The following is a 21126-nucleotide window of genomic DNA, read 5'->3' as shown; positions in this document are numbered from 1 at the left end:
AGCCTCGCATATCGTGATAGTTTCATTGCAGGAGAGAAAAAAGGTGAGCCAAAGAGGTATTCGTTCTGCGCTGTTTCTCGTTGTGCTCGCACTGCCGTTGGCTCAGGCTGCGGCCGCTCAGGTGGCGCTGGAGGGAGCCTGGGTGCGCGCACTGCCGCCGACCCAGACGCGCACTGCGGCCTATCTGACGGTGCGCAATGCCAGTGCTGAGGCGGTTGTCATCAGCGGTGCCAGCACGCCCATTGCGGGGCGCGTGGAGCTGCACGAAACCCTGCAGAGCGAGGGCATGATGCGCATGCAGGAGCAGTCTGAGGTCCGGGTGCCGGCTGGCGCTGAGGTGTCGTTCGTTCCCGGCGGTCTGCACCTCATGCTGCTGGACCTGGACGCCATGCCGGCCGTGGGTGATGTGGTGGAGCTGTGCCTGACTATCGACGGCGCGCCGCTGTGTACCCCGGCGGAGACCCGTCGCGATGCCGCCCCCGCAGGCCATCACGACCACCAGCACCACTGAACGGCCTTTGCGCCAGGGAGTGAACAACCATGACAGGATTGCAGGATCGCATCGCCAACTGGCGTGACGGCGCGCTGCCCGGCGGCCTCTGGGCGCGGCGTCTGGGTGGCGCAGTGCTGGTGTATCTGCTGTTGGCCGTGCTCGTGGGTGCCTACTGGAGCCTGACGCCCGCGCCCTTCGATGTCGCAGAGCGTGCGAGCAGCTACTCGACGCGAACGGGGGGCCAGGTCGCCGTGGGTTCCACCACCACGGCAGCCCTGATCGGCGCCGTGGAAACCCTGCTGGAGAAGCCTGGCGGCTACCTCAGTAACGATGTGGCACCGCCGGGGCTCTGGCTGGACAACATCCCCAACTGGGAATTTGGTGTGCTGATACAGTCCCGCGATCTGGCGCGTGCCATGCGCGAGGTGTTCAGTCGCTCGCAATCCCAGTCGCGGGAAGACCAGGATCTGGCACTTGCGGAGCCGCAGCTCAACTTCAATTCTGACAGCTGGATCCTGCCGACGACCGAGGCACAGTACCGGGATGGCGTGAAACACCTGCACAGCTACCTCGCGCGTCTGGAGGATGACAACGACAGCGATGCCCAGTTCTACGCCCGTGCTGACAACCTCCGCTACTGGCTGGCCACCGTGAGTTCACGCCTGGGCAGTCTGTCCCAGCGGCTGAGCGCCAGCGTGGGGCAGCGTCGCCTGAATACGGATCTGGCGGGCGACGGCAGTGCGCGGCAGTCAACACCAGCGCCGGCCGAGATGCTGGTCAGCACCCCCTGGCTGGAGATCGACGACGTGTTCTTTGAAGCACGTGGCACCGCCTGGGCGCTGATTCATTTCCTGAAAGCGGTGGAAGTGGACTTCGCGGACGTGCTGGCCAACAAAAACGCGCAGGTCAGCGTGCAGCAGATCATTCGCGAGTTGGAGGCCACCCAGGACGTGGTGTGGAGCCCGATGATCCTCAACGGCAGCGGCTTCGGCCTGCTGGCGAATCATTCGCTGGTCATGGCGTCCTACATCAGCCGCGCCAACACCGCGATGATCGATCTGCGCGATTTGCTCGCCCAGGGCTAGCGGGGTACTACTTGCGGTCGTAGCGCAGCCGGGTGCCGGTGTCCAGCGAGAGCCGGATCTCATCCGCGCTGATGGCCTCGGGGAAGTAGGTCCCCGACAGCTTGGCGTCCAGCAGGCTGGCGCCTTCCAGGTTGGTTTCCCGGAAGTCGATGCCGCTGAGATCCGCATTGCGAAAATAGGAGTTACTGAAATCGAGGCCGCGCGCGTTCATATTGCGCAGGTCTCGGCCGCGATAATCGCCACTGCGCAGTTCGCCCGTGTCCAGTACATCGCGCTGTTCGTTGAAGCCTTTGATATCTTCATTGCGCAGCAGCTGGTAGAGCGGGTCTTGCTTGATTTCAGGTTTGCTCATTGTGATCTTCCAGGGAGGCGGGCGTGGTCCGGTCGGTGTTATGTCCGTTAGCTTAAGGCACCTGCATCGATATGCCTAGCACGTCGGCGCCAGAGTCGGTGGAGCTCGCTGGTTTTCTGCTCACACGGCAGTGGCGTGAGAGCCAGGGTGGCATTGTCGTTGAGCTCTGGTTTGCCACGGCGCGCGGTCCCGTGCAGGTGGAGATCGAGGGTGAGCGTGCGGTGTTCTTTCTCGCCGCTCCGGAGGCGGAGCAGCAGCGTGCACTACTGGCGCTGCAGGCCGGCGTGGAGCTCAAGCCTCTGGGTCTGCGCAATTTCGCCATGCAGCCCGTGACGGGCGTCTATAGTCCTGGCTACCGGCAGTCCCGAGCGCTCGCCGACCGCCTGCTGGAGCGCGGCGCGGACCCGCTGGAGGCGGACATCAATCCGGCCGATCGTTACCTGATGGAGCGGTTCATCACCGGGGGCGCCCAACTGGCGGGTCAACTGGAGCAGCGAACGGGTCACGGCTACATGCGCAACCCGCAGCTGCGTCCCGCAGCACTGCGCCCGCAATTGACCATGGCCTCTTTCGACATTGAAACCGCCATGGAAGGCCTGCAGCTGTATTCGATTGCCGTGCACGTGACACCTGCGGCAGGGGACACCGGCGGCCAGCAGTTGCGACGCGTTTTCATGCTGGGCGCCTGCGACGCCGGGGAGCAGGTTGAAGCGCTGCCCACGCAACGCGCGGTGCTGGAACGTTTCCTTGACTTCATTGCCGAGGTCGATCCGGACGTGCTGGTTGGCTGGAATGTCGTGAATTTCGATACGTGGTACCTGCAGCGACTGGCAGATGCCCTGGGTGTGCCTCTGCGTCTGGGTCGCGCCGGCACCACCGTACACTGGCGCACACTGGATGAGGACGGAGAGCGGCGCAGCGCGCGGCTGCCGGGGCGCCTGCTGATTGATGGCATTGAACTCCTGCGCGCTGCCTTCTACCGCTTCGAAAGCTTTGCCCTGGATGCCGTGGCGCGCGAGTTGCTCGGTACCGGCAAGCTGCTGCAGGGTGCCGGGCGCGGCGAAGAGATCGGCCGCCTGTTCCAGGAGGACAAGGCGCGGTTGGCAGCGTACAACCTGCGCGACTGTGAGCTGGTATCGGATATTTTTGCCCACGCGGGGTTGCTGGACTTCGCCATCGCGCGCAGTGTCATGACGGGACTCAACCCGGATCGGCTGGGGGGCTCCGTCGCCTCATTCGATAACCTGTACCTGCCCCGGCTGCACCGCGCTGGCTTTGTTGCACCCAACCCGCAGCGCGATCAGGAGCCGAGTCCCGGCGGCGTCGTGCTGGATTCGCGTCCCGGCCTTTACCGACACGTGCTGGTGCTGGACTTCAAGAGCCTCTATCCCAGTATCATTCGCACCTTCTGCATCGACCCGCTGGGCCTCGCCCTGGGCCTTGCCAACCCGCGGCAGGAGGCTTCGGTGCCGGGCTTTGCCGGCGCTCGCTTTGCGCGCCGAGGGCACATTCTGCCGGCCCTCATCGAGACGCTCTGGCAGCGGCGGGATGCGGCCAAGCAGGCGCAGGATGCACCGCTCTCTCAGGCGATCAAGATCATCATGAATTCGTTCTACGGGGTGCTCGGCAGTCCGGGGTGTCGCTTCTTCGATGCCCGCCTGGCCAGCAGTATCACTCGCCGCGGGCATGAGATACTGCTGCGAACCCGGGAGCGCATTGAGTCCCTGGGCCACCAGGTGATCTACGGCGACACGGATTCCGTGTTCGTGTGGATTGCTGATGCCGCCGATGACGCAGCCGCAGAGGCCGCGGGGCGCCTCCTGCAGCGCGACCTCAATCGCTGGTGGCAGCAGCAGCTGCGCGAAGCGTTCGCCCTGGACTGTGCCCTGGAACTGGAATTCGAAACGCATTACCGGCGGTTTCTCATGCCCACCATTCGCGGCTCGGAGAAAGGCTCGAAGAAGCGCTACGCCGGCCTGGTGGGTACGGGGGCAGCGGAGCATGTGGTGTTCAAGGGCCTGGAGAATGTGCGCACGGACTGGACCAGGCTCGCCCGCGACTGTCAGCAGGCGCTGTACCGGCGCGTATTTCTGGACCAGCCCTGGGAGGCCTGGCTGCAACAGCTGGTCGCGGCGGTGCTGGCAGGAGACCACGATGGGGACCTGGTATACCGCAAGCGGCTGCGCCGTCGCCTGATGGATTATGAACGCAACGTTCCGCCCCATGTGCAGGCTGCGCGTCGCTATGCCGACCACGGCCTGTCGCCTCCCGCGCGGGGCGACTGGGTGGAATACGTGATGACGACCTCGGGGCCCGAGCCGGCCGCCGCTCCCCGGTCGCCGCTGGACTACGGGCATTATCTGGAGCGGCAGCTGGCGCCGGTGGTGGACGGCATACTCGGTTTTCTCGACACGTCCTTCGCGGCGGTTACCGGGCGTCAGATGGACCTGTTCTGAACCTGCCCGGCAGCCGCATGTCGCGGCGATGTTCAGTCGCCGAAAAACTCCGCGCGCAGGGCGGGGTAGTCGGCCGCGGGGAGGCGCGGGCCGTAGTTGGCAACCACGCGTCCCGCGGCAAGGCTGGCGAAACGGCCGGCGGTGGCGTAGTCCTCGCCGCGGCCGATGGCATAGAGGAATGCGCCCGCAAACATGTCGCCGGCGCCGTTGCTGTCCACCGCCTGTACCCGGTGTGGGGGAATGTCGTGCCGGGTGACGCCATCCCAGGCGAGTGCGCCAGCGGCGCCGCAGGTCACGACAAAGCGGCGCGCGATCGGTTTCAGGCGCTCCATGGCGGTGTTCAGGTCGTCGGTGTCGCCCCAGCAGAGGGCCTCGTCCCGGTTGCAGAACACCAGGTCCACCTGCGTGCCGATCATGGCCTGCAGGCCTTCGCGGAAGAACTCCACCATGCCCGGGTCGGAAAAGCTGAGTACCGTCTTCACACCCGCGGCTTCGGCCAGTTCCCGGGCGCGGATGGCGGCTGCGCGCCCCGTGTCCGAGGTGACCAGATAACCCTCGATATACAGGTACTCTGAGTCGGCCAGTGCGGCAGGGTCGAGCTCGTGTACCGACAGTGTTTCACTGATGCCGAGGAAGGTATTCATGCTGCGTTCGGCATCGGGCGAAATCAGCACCAGGCATTTGCCGGTGGTGCCCTGCGGCCGCCGTGCCATGTTGTGCGCCACGCCCGCCTGCTCGAGGTCCCTGACGTAGATGGCGCCGTCGGCGTCGTCGGCGACCTTGCAGGTCATATAGGTTGGTACGCCGAACTGGGCCGCGGCGATCATCGAGTTGCCGGCGCTACCGCCGCTGGCGTGACTGGCCTTTACCAGGTGGCCTTGCAGCAGGCCAAGCAGCTCCGCCTGACGGGCCTCATCGACCAGCGTCATCAGGCCCTTGTCGACCCCCATGGCGGTCAGTTCAGCGTCCTGCACCTGGATTTCGGTGTCGACCAGGGCTGCACCCATGCCGTAGATCGTGTATTTCTTCATCTGCCTGTGGCTCCCTCCAGTTCAGGCGGCTATTATCCCGATCCCCCAGTCAAATGAAAGCGGGTGTGCGCTACACTCCCCCCATGGCCAGAACCCGTCGCCCATTCCTGAAGCTGTTTCTCGCAGCCTGCGCTGCAGGCCTGCTGGTGGTGGTGTACCTCGACGTGCGGATTACGTCGACGTTTACCGACAAGATGTGGGAGTTGCCGGCCAAGGTGTATGCCAGGCCGCTGGAGCTGTTCGCCGGTGCCGCCCTGTCGGCCGATGACCTCGCCTGGGAACTGGAGGTGCTGGGCTATCGCAAGCAGGCTGCGGCGCGGCGACCCGGTGAAGTGTCCCGGGCGGGGAATCGTTTCGACCTGTATACCCGGGGCTTCAGCTTCCCCGGGGAGCGCGAGCCACCGCGGCTGGTGCGGCTGGAGGTGCAGGGCGATCGCGTGGCCGTGCTGCGTGACGCCCAGGGCACCATCGACCTGATGCGTCTGGATCCGGTACAGATCGGCGGCATCTATCCGCACCACGGTGAAGACAGGATTCTGGTCCGGCTGGAGGATGTACCCGAGAGCCTGCGCGCAACGCTGCTGGCCGTGGAGGATCAACGCTTCTACGACCACTGGGGATTCTCGCTGACCGGCATTGCCCGTGCGGCGCTCAGCAACCTGCGCTCCGGGCAGGTGGTGGCAGGTGGCAGCACCATTACCCAGCAGCTGGTGAAGAACTATTACCTGACGCCGGAGCGCACCATTGTGCGCAAGCTCACCGAAGTGGTGATGGCGGTGCTGCTGGAGCTCCACTTCAGCAAGGAGCAGATCCTCGAAAGCTACCTCAATGAGGTGTACCTGGGGCAGGAGGGTCCGCGCGCCATTCACGGGTTTGCCCTGGCCTCGCTGCACTACTTCGACCGGCCGCTGCAGCAATTGGGTTTGCATCAGCAGGCGCTGTTGGTGGGCATGATCAAGGGGCCCTCCCTGTACAATCCGCTGCGCAACCCCGAGCGCGCTCGATCCCGGCGCAACGTGGTGCTGGATGTCATGGTCGAGCAGGGATTGGTGTCGCGAGAGCAGGCGACAGTCGCGCAGGGCATGCCGCTTGATCTCAACAACCGCGACGGTATCCGCGACAGCTTCCCCGCCTTTCTCGACCTGGTGCGGCGGCAGTTACGCCTCGAGTATCGGGACGAAGACCTGACCACGCTGGGTCTCAGCATCTTCACCAGTTTTGACCCCCTGTTGCAGCGGCAGATGGAGCGCAGCAGCACGGCGATCCTGAAGCAGGTCGATGGCGCCGGTAAACTGGAAACGGCTTCGGTGGTCACCCGTTTCGACAGCGGTGAAGTCGCGGCGCTGGTGGGTGGTCGGCAGGTGCGCTATGCCGGTTTCAACCGGGCGCTCGATGCCCGTCGACCCGCCGGTTCCCTGCTCAAGCCGGCTGTTTACCTCGCGGCACTGGAACAGCCGCGCCGATATACACTGGCCACACCCCTGGCGGATACCCCGCTGCGGGTGCCCGGGCCCAACGGTGACGTCTGGGAGCCCCGCAATTTCGACCGCCAGGCCCACGGGCAGGTACTGCTGCATCGCGCGCTGGCGAACTCCTATAACCTCGCCACCGCTCGTTTGGGCCTGGATCTCGGCATCGACCGGGTTGCCGACATGCTGCGCCGGCTGGGCGTGGAGGGTGACATCCCGGAGGTGCCGGCGCTCACACTCGGCGCCGGAGAATACTCACCCATGGACATGGCGGCGATGTACCAGACCATCGCCGCGGGTGGCTTCCGCATGCCGCTGCGCAGTATTCGCGAGATCGTCGATGCAGACGGGGAACCGCTGCGCCGCTACCCGCTGGAATACGATCGTACCGTCAGCCTGCAGGCGATGCACCTGCTGCATTATGCGCTGCGCGAAGTCCTGCGCGAGGGAACAGGGCGGGGTGCCTATGCGTATCTCGACAACAGCTTCCAGGCGGCGGGCAAGACCGGCACGACCAACGAGGGGCGTGACTCCTGGTTTGCCGGTTTCTCCGGCGACCTGCTGGCGGTTACCTGGGTCGGTCGCGACGACAACAGCGCGACCGGGCTCACCGGCAGCACGGGCGCCCTGAAAATCTGGTCTCACTTCATGGCCAACGCGAGCCAGCGTTCACTGGGGTACCGCATGCCTGAAGACATGCAGCCCCAATGGATAGACAGTGCTACCGGTTATGTGACCGGCGAGGGCTGTCCCGGCGCCCGCTTGATGCCGTTCGTGATCGGGTCCGAGCCACGCCAGCGCAGCCAGTGCAGCGGTGGCAGCAAGAGCAACACCATCCGCGACTGGTTCCAGTCACTCTTCGGGGGGAATTCCTGATGTCCATCGTCACGCGGCTGCAGCGCAGCGTCCTGCCAGTGCTGCTGCTGGCGCTGTCCGGTTGCACCATCTACTCGCCCCCGCAGGGACCTGCGCCGATCGAAACGCGACCCGAACCCGGCGTGGTGACCGAGCAGAAGCAGCCGCCTGTCGCACCCCAGCCCCCGCCTGCCAGGGAGCCCAACGCCGTGGCCGCCTACAGCGGCCTGGTGAGTAAAGCGCGCGCCGCCAGTGCGCAGGGCGACTACAATGGCGCCCTGTCCTTGCTGGAGCGCGCCCAGCGCATCGACCCGGACAGCGCTGAAATCTACCTTGAACTGGCCCGAACCTACGCCGCCCAGGGGCAGAAGGAACAGGCACGTGCCACAGCGGCCCGCGGCACCTTGTACTGCAGGAGCCAGAGCGAGTGCGAGGCCCTGCGCGCCCTGGCGCGCTAGGTGTTTTCGCAGACCACGCGAAAGCCGTCTGCTGCGGGCTCAAAGCGCAGCTGCTGATTGATGCAGTCCGGTATATCGCCCGCCGAGTGGCTGACAAAGATGATCTGCGTGTCGCTGTGGCAGGCAATGTGATCAATGGCCTGCAGCAGACGCCTCCGGTGATTGCCATCCAGACCCAGGGTCGGTTCATCCAGCAGCAGGATCAGCGGCGATTTCACCATCGCCCGGGCCAGCAGGACCATCCGCTGTAGCCCGAAGGACAGGGTGTCATAGCTCTGCATCGACAGGTCGCCGACGCCCAGTGCATCCAGCCAGGCTTCTGCGGCGCGGCGCTGTACGTCGCCCCAGTCGTCATACAGCCCGACGCTGTCGAAAAAACCGGACACCACGACCTCGACCACCTTCATGGAGCGCGCGAAGTTCAGCTGTAGCTGGGTGTCCAGCTGACCGTACTTCTGTTTGATGTCCCAGATGCTCTCCCCGCTGCCACGCCTGCGACCGAACAGCGTGATGTCCTGTCCGTAGGCCTTGTGGTTATCCCCGGTGATCAGGCTGAGCAGGGTGGTCTTGCCGCAGCCGTTGGGTCCGGATACACAGCAGTGCTGATGGCGGTCGAAGCGCCAGTTGAGACCTTGCAGCACGGTCAGGTCGCCGTAGCGCACCGCCACATCGCGCAGCTCCAGCAGCGGGCCCTCGGGCAGGTGGTAGGGGCGTGGCGCCGGCAGTGGCAGGTCGCAAAGCGGTGGCAGCGGGGGCGCCAGCAAGCCTGGCACCTCCTCGTGCGTGAGCACCTCGGCCGGGCTTCCCTGGCAGACAACGCGGCCTGCATCGAGCACGAGAACCCGGTGTACGCCTGCTGGAATGTCCTCCAACTGGCGACAGAGGATGAGCAGATTCTGCTCCTCTTGCAGCAGGCTTCCCAGGGCATCATTCATCGCTTGCTGGCTGGCGTGATCCAGGCCGTCCAGGGGATTGTCGAGAATCAGCAGCGCAGGGTTGCTGAGCAGCGCACGTACCAACAGCGTCTTGCGCATTTCACCGGTGGAGATGTAGCGCAGGCCTCGGTCGAGGATATGCTCCATGCCCAGGCGGGTGACCCACGCGAGAAAGTGCTCGTCGGCCTCATGCCCTGCGAGTATCGCGTCCCGAACCCGCGTTCCGGGGTCGGCCGCATCGGCGCGGTACTCGGAGTCATCCAGTTTGCGGTCACGGGCGCACAGCGCCTGTGCCTGTTCGAAACACACATAGGCAACGCCGCTGGCCAGCAGCAGTTCCGAACTGTGGTAGTCGCCCGAGAAGTGAGTGGTCTGGTGACTCAGTATGCGTGCCAGGCTGGTTTTGCCACTGCCGTTGGGGCCAACGCAGGCCCAGTGCTGACCGACGGGCACGGTCCAGTTGAGTTGACTGAGCGCCGGGCGAGCGCGGTACACAAGGTTGATATCGCGCAGTTCAAACAGCGTCTGTGTCGCGGTCATGCGGTTGTCCTGGTCGTGGGCGGCTTGTCATGTTCGGCCCTGGCTGGCTTAATCACACGCCAATCTGCAGGAATCCGCCGGTGTCTGTCTCTCTGCTGCACATGATCGAAAACCGTCTGGCCGCGCATCGGCCCGCGCGGCCCTGGTTGCGGCCGTTGATGAAGCGCTCCGCGGTGGCGCTGGTCTTGCAGGTGCGAGAGGGTGAGTTGCATATTCTAATGATCAAGCGCGCAGAAAGGGAGGGGGACCCCTGGTCTGGCCACATGGCATTCCCTGGCGGGCGCATGGATCCGGGTGATGCCCATGGCTACGCGGTGGCGCTGCGCGAAACGCGGGAGGAGGTGGGTCTCGACCTCGCGCGCCAGGGTCGCTGCATTGGCCGCCTGTCCGACCTGAACGCGCGACCGCACCGCGGCACCTTCGGCATGGCGGTCAGCCCCTTCGTCTTTCGTGTGGATCGGAGCGTGCACTTCCAGCTCAATTACGAAGTGGCCGAAGTGGTCTGGGTGCCGCTGGAGTTTCTGCTCGACAATGCCAACCGCGACACGATGCGCTGGCAGCGCAACCGCATTACCCTGAACATGCCCTGCTATCACTTCGGCAAATACCGCATCTGGGGCCTGTCGTTGGCGATGCTGGATGAACTCATGGATCTGATCGAGGCCGGCAGTCAGCGTCGTCGCAGCTGGCGCAGGCGCTAGCCCCGGTCGGCTACTGCGCCTCGCGCAGGAACTCGCTGGTATCCAGCATCAGCTCGCGCAGGGCCGGGTCCTCGCGGCTGGCCTGCCGCAACGCGTCCTGGCTGGTGTCGCCTCGAATGTAGGCGGCTAGGAGGTCCAGCAACACGGGCGTCATTTTGGGGTCGCGCTCCCAGCGCGGGGCGTCGACCAAGTTGCCCGTCACCCGATCATCATGGAGCTGTAACCAGTAGCCTCCGCAGCTGGACAGGTAATAGTCGCCGAGCCTGCCGTAGCTGATATTCGGCGTCATCGGGTCGAAGCCGCCGGGTACCTGTTCGGTGATGCGGTAGAGTGCCATCACCCAGCGGCTGTTGGCGGGAAACTCGGTGGCGTCCGGGCGGCAGTAGTCGCGTGCCTGCAGCCACAACCTGATGCTCTGGTTGTACTCGCGACCGCGCAGGATGCTGTCGACGGCAAGGTCGACCGAATTACCCTTACCGCCGGTGACGGTAACGGCAGCGACGAGGTCCGCCCGGTCCTGCACGTCGGCAAAACTCCCTTCCCAGAGGCACAGGCAGGATGCTTCCGGTGTACTGTTCTCGGCCGTTTCGTCGTCTGCCTTGCCCGGGTCGGCGAAGGTGAGGGTGGCGAGCAGGGAAAGCGTGATGCTGGCCAGCACTGCGTAGCGTCTCACGACAGCCCGCCTAGTCCTGCAGGGCGCGTGCCGCCTGCAGCGCGAAGTAGGTCAGTATGCCGTCACAGCCGGCGCGCTTGAAGGCAAGCAGTGACTCCAGCATCACCGGCTCCTGTGCCAGCCAACCTTGCTGGAAGGCCGCCATGTGCATGGCATATTCGCCGCTCACCTGGTAAGCGAAGGTGGGGGCCTGCAACTCCGTCTTCACGCGGCGCACGATATCGAGGTAGGGCATGCCCGGCTTCACCATGATCATGTCGGCGCCTTCGGCGAGGTCGAGGGCGCACTCGTGCAGGGCTTCATCGCTGTTGCCCGGGTCCATCTGGTAACTGTACTTGTTGCCGCCCTTGATGTTGGCCGCGGAACCCACGGCATCCCGGAAGGGACCGTAATACGCCGATGCGTATTTTGCGGCGTAGGCCATGATCAGGGTGTTGGGGTGGCTGTGCTGCTCGAGCATGTTGCGAATCGCTCCGACGCGCCCGTCCATCATGTCAGAAGGTGCCACGATGTCGGCACCGGCTTCGGCGTGAGACAGCGCCTGCTGTACCAGTGCATCGGTGGTAACGTCGTTGAGTACGTAACCGCTGTCGTCAATGATGCCGTCTTGCCCGTGCGTGGTATAGGGGTCCAGCGCCACGTCCGTGATAAGCCCCAGCTCCGGTACTGCGTCCTTCAGCGCCTTTACGGTGCGCTGGACCAGCCCGTCCGGGTTCCAGGCCTCCTCGGCCCGCAGGCTTTTGCGCTCTGCCGGTATCACGGGGAATATGGCGAGGGCGGGTATGCCAAGATCATGGGCCTCGCGCGCGAGATCTGTCAGCAGGTCGACACTGAGCCGTTCAATCCCCGGCATGGACGCCACGCTTTCCCGCTGCTGACGGCCCTCCAGTACAAACACCGGATAAATCAGGTCGGCTGGGCTGAGCGCATGTTCACGCACCAGCCGGCGGGAGAAGGCGTGCGCGCGCAAGCGCCGCATGCGGGTCTGAGGAAAGGGGCCGCGAGAACTCTGGATCATGGGCGCGTTGCTCCGTTCAGAGGCTGGCAAATGCGCTGCGCGCTGCCGCCAGGGTCTGCTCGATGTCATCTTCGGTATGGGCTGCCGATGTGAACCCTGCCTCGTAAGATGCCGGGGCAAGGTAGACGCCAGCATCCAGCATCAGGTGGAAAAAGCGGTTGAAGGCTGCGCTGTCACAGGCCATGACCTGCTGGTAGTTGCTGACGTGGTCAGCATCAGTGAAGAATCCACCGAACATGGTACCGGCGTGATTTGTGGTAAACGGCACCCCGGCACTGGCAGCCGCCTGTTCGAGTCCCTCACAGAGCGCGGTGGTGCGCGCAAACACCGGTTCATAGAATCCCGGCGCGGAAATCACCTCCAGGGTCGCGAGGCCTGCGGCCATGGCGATGGGATTACCCGAGAGCGTGCCGGCCTGATACACCGGCCCCAGCGGTGCAATGTGCTCCATGATATCGCGCTTGCCACCGAAGGCGCCTACCGGCATGCCGCCACCGATGACTTTGCCCAGGCAGGTGAGGTCTGCCTCAACGCCGTAGAATCCCTGTGCGCCCTGCAGGCCGAAGCGGAAACCGGTCATGACTTCATCGAGTATCAGCAGGCTACCGTGTGCGCTGCATACGTCGCGCAGCGTTTCCAGAAAGCCCGGTTGCGGGGGGATGCAGTTCATGTTGCCCGCGACCGGTTCGACGATGACACAGGCGATCGCGTCGCCGTGCTCGGCAAAGGCGCGGCGGAGGCCCTCGCTGTCGTTGTAGGTCAGTGTCATGGTGTGATCTGCCAGCGCCGCCGGTACGCCTGGTGAGCTCGGCACACCGAGGGTCAGCGCTCCGGAGCCGGCCTTGACCAGCAGGGAGTCAGAGTGCCCGTGGTAGCAGCCCTCGAACTTCACGATGGTGTCACGCCCGGTGAAACCGCGAGCCAGCCGTATGGCGCTCATGGTGGCTTCGGTTCCGGAGTTGACCATGCGCACCATATCCATGCCTGGCATGATTTCGCAGATCCGGTCGGCGAGGCGAATTTCCAGTTCCGTCGGGGTGCCGAAGCTCAACCCCTTCGCCGCCTGGCTGATCACGGCTTCGCGCACATGGGGATGGTTGTGGCCCATGAGCATGGGGCCCCAGGAGAGCACGTAGTCGATATAGCGCTTGCCCTCGCAGTCGTAAAGGTAGGCGCCGTTTGCGCTGTCGATGAATACCGGCGTGCCGCCCACGGCCTTGAACGCGCGTACGGGAGAGTTCACGCCGCCGGGTATATGGTGCAGGGCGCGCTCGAAGAGTTGCTGTGATGTACTCATGAAGTGGGTTCCTGGTCCGGTTTCGCGCTGTACTGTGTGGCGAGGCTGCGGATTATCACGTTTCGCGCGCAGTATAGCCAACCCTGCCCGGCTTCCGTCAAAGTGGTCTCACCACCGCCAGAACGATGATTGCGAAAAGAAACAACACGGGAATTTCGTTGAAGAACCGGTAAAACACGTGGCCGTGTCGGTTGCTGTCGGCGTTCGCCTCGCGCACATAGCGGCCGCATTGCAGGTGGTACAGGACCAGGCCGACGACCCCCGCCAGCTTCACCCACAGCCACACGCTGGTCAGGTAGTAGCCCGGGTTGCTGACGATCAGTGCCAGTCCGAAGGCAATGGTCAGGAACATGAACGGGGTGACAAAGCGGTACAGCTTGCGCGCCATGACGGCCAGCTGCGCGCGTGTCGCGGCATTCTGGCTGGCGGCAAAGTACACCAGAATGCGCGGCAGGTAGAACAGGCCGGCAAACCAGCACACCATGAAAATCAGATGAAACGCTTTTAGCCAGAGCATGCAGGTGCAATCCGTCGGTCGCTGTGGGGTGACGGGCGAATATTAACAGTTATCTGCACTGAATTTGCTCTTATACTACGATGTTCGCGGGCGGCCTGCGATCAGGCGGCCTGCGTTCAGGCGGCCTGTGCTCAGGCAGATGTTGTGTTGTGGTCTTGGGAGGGTGAATGATCAGGGCAGGTATTGTGGGCGGCACGGGTTACACCGGGGTCGAGTTGTTGCGGCTTTTGGCGTCTCATGCAGATGTCGAGGTGGTCGCGATCACCTCCCGTGCCGAGGCGGGGCGTCGGGTGGATGAGCTCTACCCCAACCTGCGCGGTATCTATGACCTCGCGTTCGAAGAGCCGGACGTGGCCTTGCTGGCGGGTTGCGATGTCGTGTTCTTTGCCACACCCCATAACGTAGCGATGCATATGGTGCCGGACCTGCTCGCCGCGGGTACGCGCATTATCGACTTGTCGGCGGATTACCGGATTCGCGATGCCGAACTCTGGTCACGCTGGTATGGCGAGCCACACGCCAGCCCCGAACTGCTGGCGCAAGCCGTGTATGGCCTGCCCGAATTGCACAGGGAAAAGATTCGCGACGCACAGCTGCTGGCCTGCCCGGGCTGTTACCCCACGGCGATCCAGCTGGGCTGGTTGCCGCTGCTGGCGGCGAGCAAGGTCGACCCCGGAAGCCTGATTGCCAGTGCCGCCTCGGGCGCCAGCGGCGCAGGACGCCAGGCAAAAGTCGATAACCTGCTGAGCGAAGTGGCGGGTAGCTTCAAAGCCTATGGTGTAGGCGGCCACCGCCACCTGCCGGAGATCGAGCAGGGTCTGACGGAGGTTGCGGCGGGCCCGGTGTCGGTCACTTTCGTGCCGCACCTGCTGCCCATGGTCCGCGGTATACACGCGACCCTCTTCGCGCGGCTGCGGGAGCCCGCCGCCGATCTGCAGGCCCTGTTTGAAGCGTACTATGCTACGGAGCCCTTCGTCGACGTGTTGCCGCCGGGCGTGTTCCCGCAAACGCGCACCGTGAAGGGAGCCAACCGCTGTCAGCTCGCCGTCAGCGTGCCCCAGGGCCGCGACACCGTGGTGGTGATGTCGACTATCGACAATCTGGTGAAGGGTGCGTCCGGGCAGGCACTGCAGTGCATGAATATCATGTTCGGACTGCAGGAAACCCGTGGCCTTGAGCAGGTAGGTCTGTTGCCTTGAGGCGCCTGTGAGCAGCGGCGCGGAGCGCTACCGCACAGTTGTACGGCGCTACCATGTCCGGCACCATCAGTTCGTGGTGCTGGGGTTGGCGCTCGCAGCATCCCTGGTGCTTCTCGTGGGCTTTCTGCTGGGCCGCCAGGCGGCGTTCAGCGGTTCCGGTATCGACCCTGTAAAATACCGCGAGCAGGGCAGGGCAATGCGCGCTGCGCTGGCGGAAAACGCCGAGTTGAATCGGCAGGTGGGTGTACTGGCTGCGCGACACGAGGTGGACCGCGCTGCGCTGGAGCTGGTGCGTCAGGAACTGGCTGAGCAAAAGGAACTGATTGCCGGGCTGGAAGAGGGTGTGCGTTTTTACCGCAGCCTGATGACGCCGGGGGAAATCGCCCAGGGGTTCAGCTTGCGTGCCATAGAGCTGGTGCCGCGCGACGAGCCCGGGCGCTACGGATTTCGCATTGTGGCGCAGCAGGAGGCGCGCAAGCACAGCACCCTGCAGGGCGAGTTGTATGCCGAGATTACCGGCCAGGAAGCGGGCAAGGTTCGAAGCTACCCGCTGTTTGAGCTGAGTCCCGATATCGAGCATCGCCAGCTACCCTTGCGGTTCCGCTATTTTCAGTCGATCGAAGGTGACCTGGTGTTGCCGGAGGGCTTCGAGCCCCAGGCCATCAGCGTTGTGGCAACGGTCAAGGCTCCGCGCAACGCGGAAGTGCGCGAGCAGTACCCGTGGCAGGTTCAGGAGAGATTTACGCATGTTGGGAAATAAGCGCGGCACATCGGCGGTCGCTGGAGGCACAACCCTGATCTCACGTGAGACGCGGATCATCGGTAACGTGCACTTCAGCGGCAACCTGGAAATCGAGGGTGAAGTGGTCGGGGACGTTCTTGCCGCCCCGGGGAGCGACGCCATGGTACGCCTGGTCGAAGCCGGCTCCATCCAGGGCGAGATCCACGCGCCCAGGGTGATGATCAATGGCTCGGTGGAGGGCGCGGTGCATGCCACGAGCCACCTGGAGCTGGCGCCGAGAGCCAGGGTCGCGGGGGATGTCCACTACCACATCATCGAAATGGCTGCCGGAGCCGAGGTAAACGGTCGCCTGTTGCACTGTATGGAGACGGCGGCGGATCCGGATGACGCCGGCCAAAACCCTGCCGCGTTGCAGGCGCCTGCGGCTAAAGTTGACTAAAATAGTCGGGCTTACCATAATGGTGCGCTGCAAACCATTGCGGGGAAACGCGATGCCCCGGAGAAAGATATGTCGGTAGCCGAAGCATTCAATCCCGCCGGGATCAACCTGACCGCCCGCGCCGTCAACAAGGTGCGAGAGCTGGTGGAAGAAGAGGAAAACCCCTCTCTCAAGCTGCGCGTCTACATCACGGGCGGCGGCTGCTCGGGCTTTCAATACGGTTTTACCTTCGAGGACTCCAGTGCGGAGGACGACACCGTGATTGAGCGGGAGGGCGTATCTGTCCTGGTGGACCCCATGAGCTTTCAGTATCTCGTCGGGTCGGAGGTGGACTACACGGAAGGTCTCGAGGGCGCTCGCTTTGTGATCAACAACCCCAATGCCACGACCACCTGCGGCTGCGGGGCGTCGTTCTCTATCTAGCTGAAAGCGGGGCTGTGCCGGCACCGGGGCGTGCAGCCCCCGGGTAGATGCCACCCAGCACTCGAGCACCCGCTGCGCCGGTCACCTCGGCGGCGCTGCCGTTCAGGTTGTTCAGCGTTCTCCATGCCAACCAGGCAAAAGCAGCACCCTCCACCCATTCCGGTGCCAGGCCCAGTTCTGCGGTGCTGGTGAGTCGCGCCGGCGCCAGTCGGTGGTAGAGGCGGCGCATCAGGTCGGTATTGTAGGCGCCGCCGCCGCAGACGTAGACCTCGTCCACGGGCAAGGCGCCTCCAAGAATGCTGTCGGCGATGCATTGCGCTGTGAATTCGGCGAGTGTCGCCTGCACATCCTGTGGGTTCAGGAATGGCAGCCCGGCAAGGCAGCTGGCGAGCCAGCTCAGGTGGAAAGCCTCCTTGCCGGTACTGCGCGCGCCCTGCTGCGCCAGAAACGGGTGCTGTTGCATGCGCGCCAGCAGCGGCCGGTCGACGGCGCCTTCCGCCGCCCAGGCGCCATCACGATCGTAGCGATCCCCCCGGTGGCGGTGCACCCACTGATCCAGCAGCGTGTTTCCGGGCCCGGTGTCAAAACCGCTGAGCAGCGCGTCCCCGGCCAGCAGGCTGACGTTGGCGATACCGCCGATATTGACCACAGCGCGGTTGACGCCGGCTCTGGCAAACGCTGCCGCGTGGAAGGCAGGTGCCAGTGGAGCACCTTCTCCGCCGGCGGCGACATCCCGGCGCCGAAAATCGGCCACGGTGGTGATGCCGGTGCGCTCTGCAATCGTGTTGGGGTCGCCAATCTGCAGCGTGTAGGCGGTAGCATTGCCGCCCGAGGGAGGGCGGTGGCGGATCGTCTGGCCGTGGCTGCCAATCACGAACACATCCGACGCTGCTACACCGGCATGGTCCAGCAGTGCCGTGCAGGCATCGGCAAACAGCTCACCCAGCTGGCGGTCCAGTATGCCCATGCGCTCAACTTCATTGTCACCCGGCTGGCTGATGTCGGCGATGGCCTGGCGCAGATCGGGGGGAATGGGGTGTTCCAGCGTGGCCTGCAGTGCGTGGCCGTGGTGCGAGATGTGGGCGAGGACCGCATCGATGCTGTCGATGCTGGTCCCGGACATGAGCCCTATACAGAGTGCGTCGCCGGCCACCTCAGGGCGCGGGTGAGGCGCTGCGGTCGTTACTGCGCATGGCGAGACGCCGGTCTTCCTGCAAGCCCGCCAGCTGCTGGGAGGAATCCGCGATGGCGCTGCGGAAGGCCGGCAGTTCTGCCGCTGCCAGTGTTTTCGCCTTCGGTAGTTCACGGTGCACTTTGCGTGGATCCCGGTGCTGGCCGTCGATCAGGAACTCGTAGTGAAGGTGTGGCCCGGTGGCTGCCCCGGTGGACCCCACGGAACCGATCACCTGCCCCTGTGTTACGCGTTGACCCTGCTTCACCTTGCGTTGGTGGAGGTGCAGGTAGCGCGTGACGTAGCGGTCGCCGTGCTGCAGGAACAGGTAGTTCCCGTTGGCCCGTGTAAAGCCGGATTTAATGACTTTGCCATCACCTGCCGCATACACCGGCGTGCCCGTTGGTGCAGCATAGTCGGTGCCGCGGTGGGGGCGCGTGGTCTTGTAGATCGGGTGCAGACGGCGCGGATTGAAGTTGGAGCTGATGCGGGTGAAATCGACAGGTGCGAGCAGGAAGGCCTTGCGCATGCTGACGCCGTCTTCGTTGTAGTAGGCTACGTGGCCATCCCTGTCCTCAAACCGGAACGCGTTGTAGGTCTTTCCCCGATTGGTGAAGGAGGCAGCGAGAATGGCCCCGTCCTGGTATTTTTCGCCGTCGAGCAGCACTTCTTCATAGATGACGTGGAAGGTGTCACCCTTGCGCGGGTCCTGTACAAAATCGATGACACCGCCGAAGATATTGGCGAGCTCGATAATCAGGCCGCTGGAGAGGCCGGCGTCCTGACCGGCCATGAATAGCGAGGACGTAATTTCCGCGCTTACCCAGGTTTCCTGTATGTCGGTCTGGCGGATTTCCCGCGCGGTCTCATAGCCGGCCGCGCCCCGTTGGTAGGTAACCGACTCCAGCGGGGAGATGACATGGCGCACTGCCTGCAGGCCACCGTCTTCCGCCGTCAGGAACGCAATGGTCTGCCCCGGGTAAATGCGGGACAGTGCCTTGCCCTCCGGTGCTTCATTGACCACCTGGTGTACGTCCGACGAATTGAAACCCGCGCGTTTGAAAATGAGAGAGAGGTTGTCGCCGCGGCGCACCGTCTCTTCATGCCATTCAGGCTGCGCCGGTGCAGCGGCGAGTACCGGTTCCGGCTCGGGAGTCGCCTCTGCCTCAGCGGAGGGCTGCGGTGCCGGGACACTGCCCACGACGATGGGCTTGAGGATGTCGGCTTCCAGGGTCAGCTCGATGTCGTTGCGGTCCTCACGGTTCGCCGCCACATCACCCGATGGCGTGAAGATGGTGGTAGCCGCCACCAGTGCCGACAGGACGCCTACCGCAATCAGGTGTTTCCGATGCGATGCCTGTTTCTCTGGCGGGCGCACTGTGGCCCCCCGAACGTTTCCCGATTTATGCATAAACATTATGAGCTGTGCTTTGTAGGCCTTTGAGTATATAAAAGAATTTTGGCGGCTGACAGGGGGGCGAGGCACTTAACGTCTTGCTTTTTGAGAACCTTATTGTATGGTTTGCGCCCCTTTTAATGCCTTCTTCTACTATAGCCAGGAGTTGCCAGATGAGCAGTGCCCTGTTGACCGACCTGCGTGCCCGCGGCCTGATCTTTCAGGCGGCCGGTGAAGAGCAGCTGCCCGAGTGGCTGGACGGCGGTGTGCGCACCCTGTATTGCGGCTTCGATCCGACGGCGGACAGCCTGCATATCGGGTCCCTGGTGCCGCTGTTGATGTTGCGTCGCTTCCAGTTGGCGGGGCATCGTCCGCTGGCGCTGGTCGGCGGCGCTACCGGCCTGATTGGCGACCCGTCCTTCAAGGCTCAGGAGCGACAGTTGAACACGCCTGAAGTGATTGCGGGTTGGGTCGACAAGATTCGCCAGCAGGTCTCCCGATTTGTCGACTTTGATGCTGGAGAGGCGTCTGCCATCGTGGTCAATAACCTTGACTGGACGCGGGATATGGATGTGCTGACCTTCCTGCGCGATGTGGGCAAGCACTTCTCCGTCAACGCCATGATCCAGAAAGAGTCAGTCAAGCAGCGCATCGAGCGTGAGGGCAGCGGCATCAGCTTCACGGAGTTCACCTACATGATTCTGCAGTCCTACGACTTCGCGGAATTGAGTAAACGCTATGGATGCGGCCTGCAGATTGGCGGCTCGGACCAGTGGGGGAATATCACAGGCGGCATCGATCTTGCCCGTCGCATGTATGGCAATCAGGTATACGGCCTTACCATGCCCCTGATTACCAAGGCTGACGGCACCAAGTTCGGCAAGACCGAGTCTGGTACGGTTTGGCTGGACCCGGTGCGCACCTCGCCCTATGCCTTTTACCAGTTCTGGCTGAACACGGCCGATGTCGATGTCTATCGCTTCCTGAAATACTTTACTTTCCTGCCGGTTGCAGAGATCGACGTGCTGGAGCGGGCGGATGAGCAGCGCCAGGGGCGCCCGGAGGCGCAGTCGGTGCTGGCGCGGGAAGTCACCCGGCTGGTGCATGGTAATGAGGGGCTGGTCGCTGCGCAGCGCATTACCGAGGCGTTGTTCAGTGACAATCTCTCGACCCTGTCGGCGGCTGACTTCGAGCAGCTGCGTCTCGATGGCCTGCCGGCGTCCGAGCTTCCGGAGGCCGCATCGATGCCTGCCACGCTGACACAGTTGCTTACCGAGGCGGGAATGGCGCCCTCTGGCAAACAGGTGAAGGATGCCCTGGCGCGCAACGCGGTACTCTGCAACGGCAGGCCGCTGGGTTGGGGCGATAACGAGCAGCCGGCGGCGGTCCTGACGCCGGATAATGCACTCCATGGGCGGTATTTCGTGGTCCGTCTGGGGAAAAAGAAATACCACCTGTTCTACGGCAAGGCAGCCTGACAGTGCGGCCCCCGGCGGCGCCGTCGGGGGCAGCGCCGGGCGCTGGAGTAAATTCACCAACTATTTTTTACCGCAGGTCTTGCGCGCTGCAGGAGCGCTGCGTATAGTTCGCCTCCCTTCGCAGTGGCCCTGACGCGCTGCAGCGGAGAGACGCTTATATCCCCAGATCTTTCAACTGGTTAGGGGGTATAAGTGAGATGAAGTCTGGGCATACGCAGTACGCAAAAATTTGCGAAAAGCTGTTGCCAACAAGGCGCTCATCGGTATAATACGCGTCCCCGTCGAGGAGAGCATCCCGGCGGATACCACGGCCCTGGCGGCCCTGGGTTATTTAACAAAGAAGCGAAGACAGATGTGTGGGCACTTGTTGGGATAGTTGTACGACTATTCAGACACGA

The 21126-nt window shown here is 63.9% G+C and carries 20 protein-coding genes; 11 read left to right on the top strand and 9 right to left on the bottom strand.

Annotation, left to right across the window (positions count from 1 at the left end):
- Window positions 1-43 precede the first annotated feature (43 nt).
- Window positions 44-511, top strand: a complete 468-nt coding sequence (locus AACZ17_RS12870) for a copper chaperone PCu(A)C (protein ID WP_290741784.1) — start codon at window positions 44-46, stop codon at window positions 509-511.
- 29 nt (window positions 512-540) lie between these two features.
- Window positions 541-1578, top strand: coding sequence for a DUF2333 family protein (locus AACZ17_RS12865; protein ID WP_290741782.1), 1038 nt, complete (start codon window positions 541-543; stop codon window positions 1576-1578).
- 7 nt (window positions 1579-1585) lie between these two features.
- On the opposite strand, the gene AACZ17_RS12860 is transcribed toward AACZ17_RS12865, so the two are convergent.
- Window positions 1586-1930 carry a pentapeptide repeat-containing protein gene (locus AACZ17_RS12860; protein ID WP_290741780.1) on the bottom strand — a complete coding sequence of 115 codons (345 nt, stop codon included), beginning with the start codon at window positions 1928-1930 and terminating at the stop codon, window positions 1586-1588.
- A gap of 71 nt (window positions 1931-2001) precedes the next feature.
- On the opposite strand from AACZ17_RS12860, the gene AACZ17_RS12855 reads away from it, so the two are divergent.
- Window positions 2002-4386 carry a DNA polymerase II gene (locus AACZ17_RS12855; protein WP_290741778.1) on the top strand — a complete coding sequence of 795 codons (2385 nt, stop codon included), beginning with the start codon at window positions 2002-2004 and terminating at the stop codon, window positions 4384-4386.
- A 32-nt stretch (window positions 4387-4418) separates the two neighbouring features.
- Here AACZ17_RS12855 and AACZ17_RS12850 read toward each other — a convergent pair whose 3' ends face one another.
- A complete protein-coding gene (locus AACZ17_RS12850) occupies window positions 4419-5417 on the bottom strand; it encodes an adenosine kinase (protein WP_290741776.1) in 999 nt (332 codons plus the stop codon).
- A gap of 65 nt (window positions 5418-5482) precedes the next feature.
- Between AACZ17_RS12850 and mrcB the strand changes: the two genes are divergently transcribed.
- Together mrcB and AACZ17_RS12840 are read left to right on the top strand one after the other, a co-directional pair.
- A complete protein-coding gene (mrcB, locus tag AACZ17_RS12845; RefSeq protein WP_290741774.1) occupies window positions 5483-7762 on the top strand; it encodes a penicillin-binding protein 1B in 2280 nt (759 codons plus the stop codon).
- The gene (locus AACZ17_RS12840; protein ID WP_290741772.1) at window positions 7762-8199 is read left to right on the top strand and encodes a tetratricopeptide repeat protein; all 438 of its coding nucleotides are present in this window, start codon (window positions 7762-7764) and stop codon (window positions 8197-8199) included. Before mrcB ends, AACZ17_RS12840 begins: the two co-directional genes overlap by 1 nt.
- Here AACZ17_RS12840 and AACZ17_RS12835 read toward each other — a convergent pair.
- Complete coding sequence (locus tag AACZ17_RS12835) at window positions 8196-9674, bottom strand: ATP-binding cassette domain-containing protein (protein ID WP_290741770.1); 1479 nt, start codon at window positions 9672-9674, stop codon at window positions 8196-8198. The genes AACZ17_RS12840 and AACZ17_RS12835 overlap by 4 nt on opposite strands.
- Before the next feature lie 80 nt (window positions 9675-9754).
- Between AACZ17_RS12835 and AACZ17_RS12830 the strand changes: the two genes are divergently transcribed.
- The gene (locus tag AACZ17_RS12830) at window positions 9755-10375 is read left to right on the top strand and encodes a CoA pyrophosphatase (protein WP_290741768.1); all 621 of its coding nucleotides are present in this window, start codon (window positions 9755-9757) and stop codon (window positions 10373-10375) included.
- 10 nt (window positions 10376-10385) lie between these two features.
- Here the strand turns inward: AACZ17_RS12830 and AACZ17_RS12825 are convergent, their stop codons facing one another.
- The 4 genes from AACZ17_RS12825 to AACZ17_RS12810 form a co-directional block, all read right to left on the bottom strand.
- Window positions 10386-11048 carry a delta-aminolevulinic acid dehydratase gene (locus AACZ17_RS12825; RefSeq protein ID WP_290741766.1) on the bottom strand — a complete coding sequence of 221 codons (663 nt, stop codon included), beginning with the start codon at window positions 11046-11048 and terminating at the stop codon, window positions 10386-10388.
- 10 nt (window positions 11049-11058) lie between these two features.
- Window positions 11059-12066, bottom strand: a complete 1008-nt coding sequence (gene hemB, locus AACZ17_RS12820) for a porphobilinogen synthase (protein ID WP_290741764.1) — start codon at window positions 12064-12066, stop codon at window positions 11059-11061.
- Window positions 12067-12082: 16 nt separating this feature from the next.
- On the bottom strand, window positions 12083-13363 hold the full coding sequence (gene hemL, locus AACZ17_RS12815; RefSeq protein WP_290741762.1) for a glutamate-1-semialdehyde 2,1-aminomutase: 1281 nt from the start codon (window positions 13361-13363) through the stop codon (window positions 12083-12085).
- Window positions 13364-13460: 97 nt separating this feature from the next.
- Entirely contained in the window at window positions 13461-13880 is a 420-nt protein-coding gene (locus tag AACZ17_RS12810; RefSeq protein WP_290741760.1) for a CopD family protein, read from the bottom strand.
- A gap of 167 nt (window positions 13881-14047) precedes the next feature.
- On the opposite strand from AACZ17_RS12810, the gene argC reads away from it, so the two are divergent.
- From argC to erpA, 4 genes are all read left to right on the top strand, one after another.
- Window positions 14048-15079, top strand: a complete 1032-nt coding sequence (gene argC / locus AACZ17_RS12805) for an N-acetyl-gamma-glutamyl-phosphate reductase (RefSeq protein ID WP_290741758.1) — start codon at window positions 14048-14050, stop codon at window positions 15077-15079.
- 7 nt (window positions 15080-15086) lie between these two features.
- Window positions 15087-15839 (top strand): DUF6776 family protein, encoded by a 753-nt coding sequence (locus AACZ17_RS12800; protein WP_290741755.1) that lies wholly within the window; start codon window positions 15087-15089, stop codon window positions 15837-15839.
- Window positions 15826-16260: a polymer-forming cytoskeletal protein gene (locus tag AACZ17_RS12795; RefSeq protein ID WP_290741753.1), complete on the top strand. Its 435-nt coding sequence runs from the start codon at window positions 15826-15828 to the stop codon at window positions 16258-16260. The genes AACZ17_RS12800 and AACZ17_RS12795 overlap by 14 nt, the downstream gene beginning before the upstream one ends.
- Window positions 16261-16329: 69 nt before the next feature.
- A complete protein-coding gene (gene erpA / locus AACZ17_RS12790) occupies window positions 16330-16683 on the top strand; it encodes an iron-sulfur cluster insertion protein ErpA (RefSeq protein WP_290741751.1) in 354 nt (117 codons plus the stop codon).
- Here the strand turns inward: erpA and AACZ17_RS12785 are convergent.
- The gene (locus AACZ17_RS12785) at window positions 16676-17836 is read right to left on the bottom strand and encodes an anhydro-N-acetylmuramic acid kinase (RefSeq protein WP_290741749.1); all 1161 of its coding nucleotides are present in this window, start codon (window positions 17834-17836) and stop codon (window positions 16676-16678) included. The genes erpA and AACZ17_RS12785 overlap by 8 nt on opposite strands.
- Window position 17837: 1 nt before the next feature.
- On the bottom strand, window positions 17838-19232 hold the full coding sequence (locus AACZ17_RS12780) for a peptidoglycan DD-metalloendopeptidase family protein (protein WP_290741747.1): 1395 nt from the start codon (window positions 19230-19232) through the stop codon (window positions 17838-17840).
- 191 nt (window positions 19233-19423) lie between these two features.
- On the opposite strand from AACZ17_RS12780, the gene tyrS reads away from it, so the two are divergent.
- Window positions 19424-20728: a tyrosine--tRNA ligase gene (tyrS, locus tag AACZ17_RS12775; RefSeq protein WP_290741745.1), complete on the top strand. Its 1305-nt coding sequence runs from the start codon at window positions 19424-19426 to the stop codon at window positions 20726-20728.
- Window positions 20729-21126: the final 398 nt, after the last annotated feature.

The sequence above is a fragment of the uncultured Haliea sp. genome (genome assembly GCF_963973825.1).
GTDB lineage: Bacteria > Pseudomonadota > Gammaproteobacteria > Pseudomonadales > Halieaceae > Haliea.
Note: the sequence above shows the minus strand (reverse complement) of the source record. Positions and strands in the feature narration are given on the sequence as shown.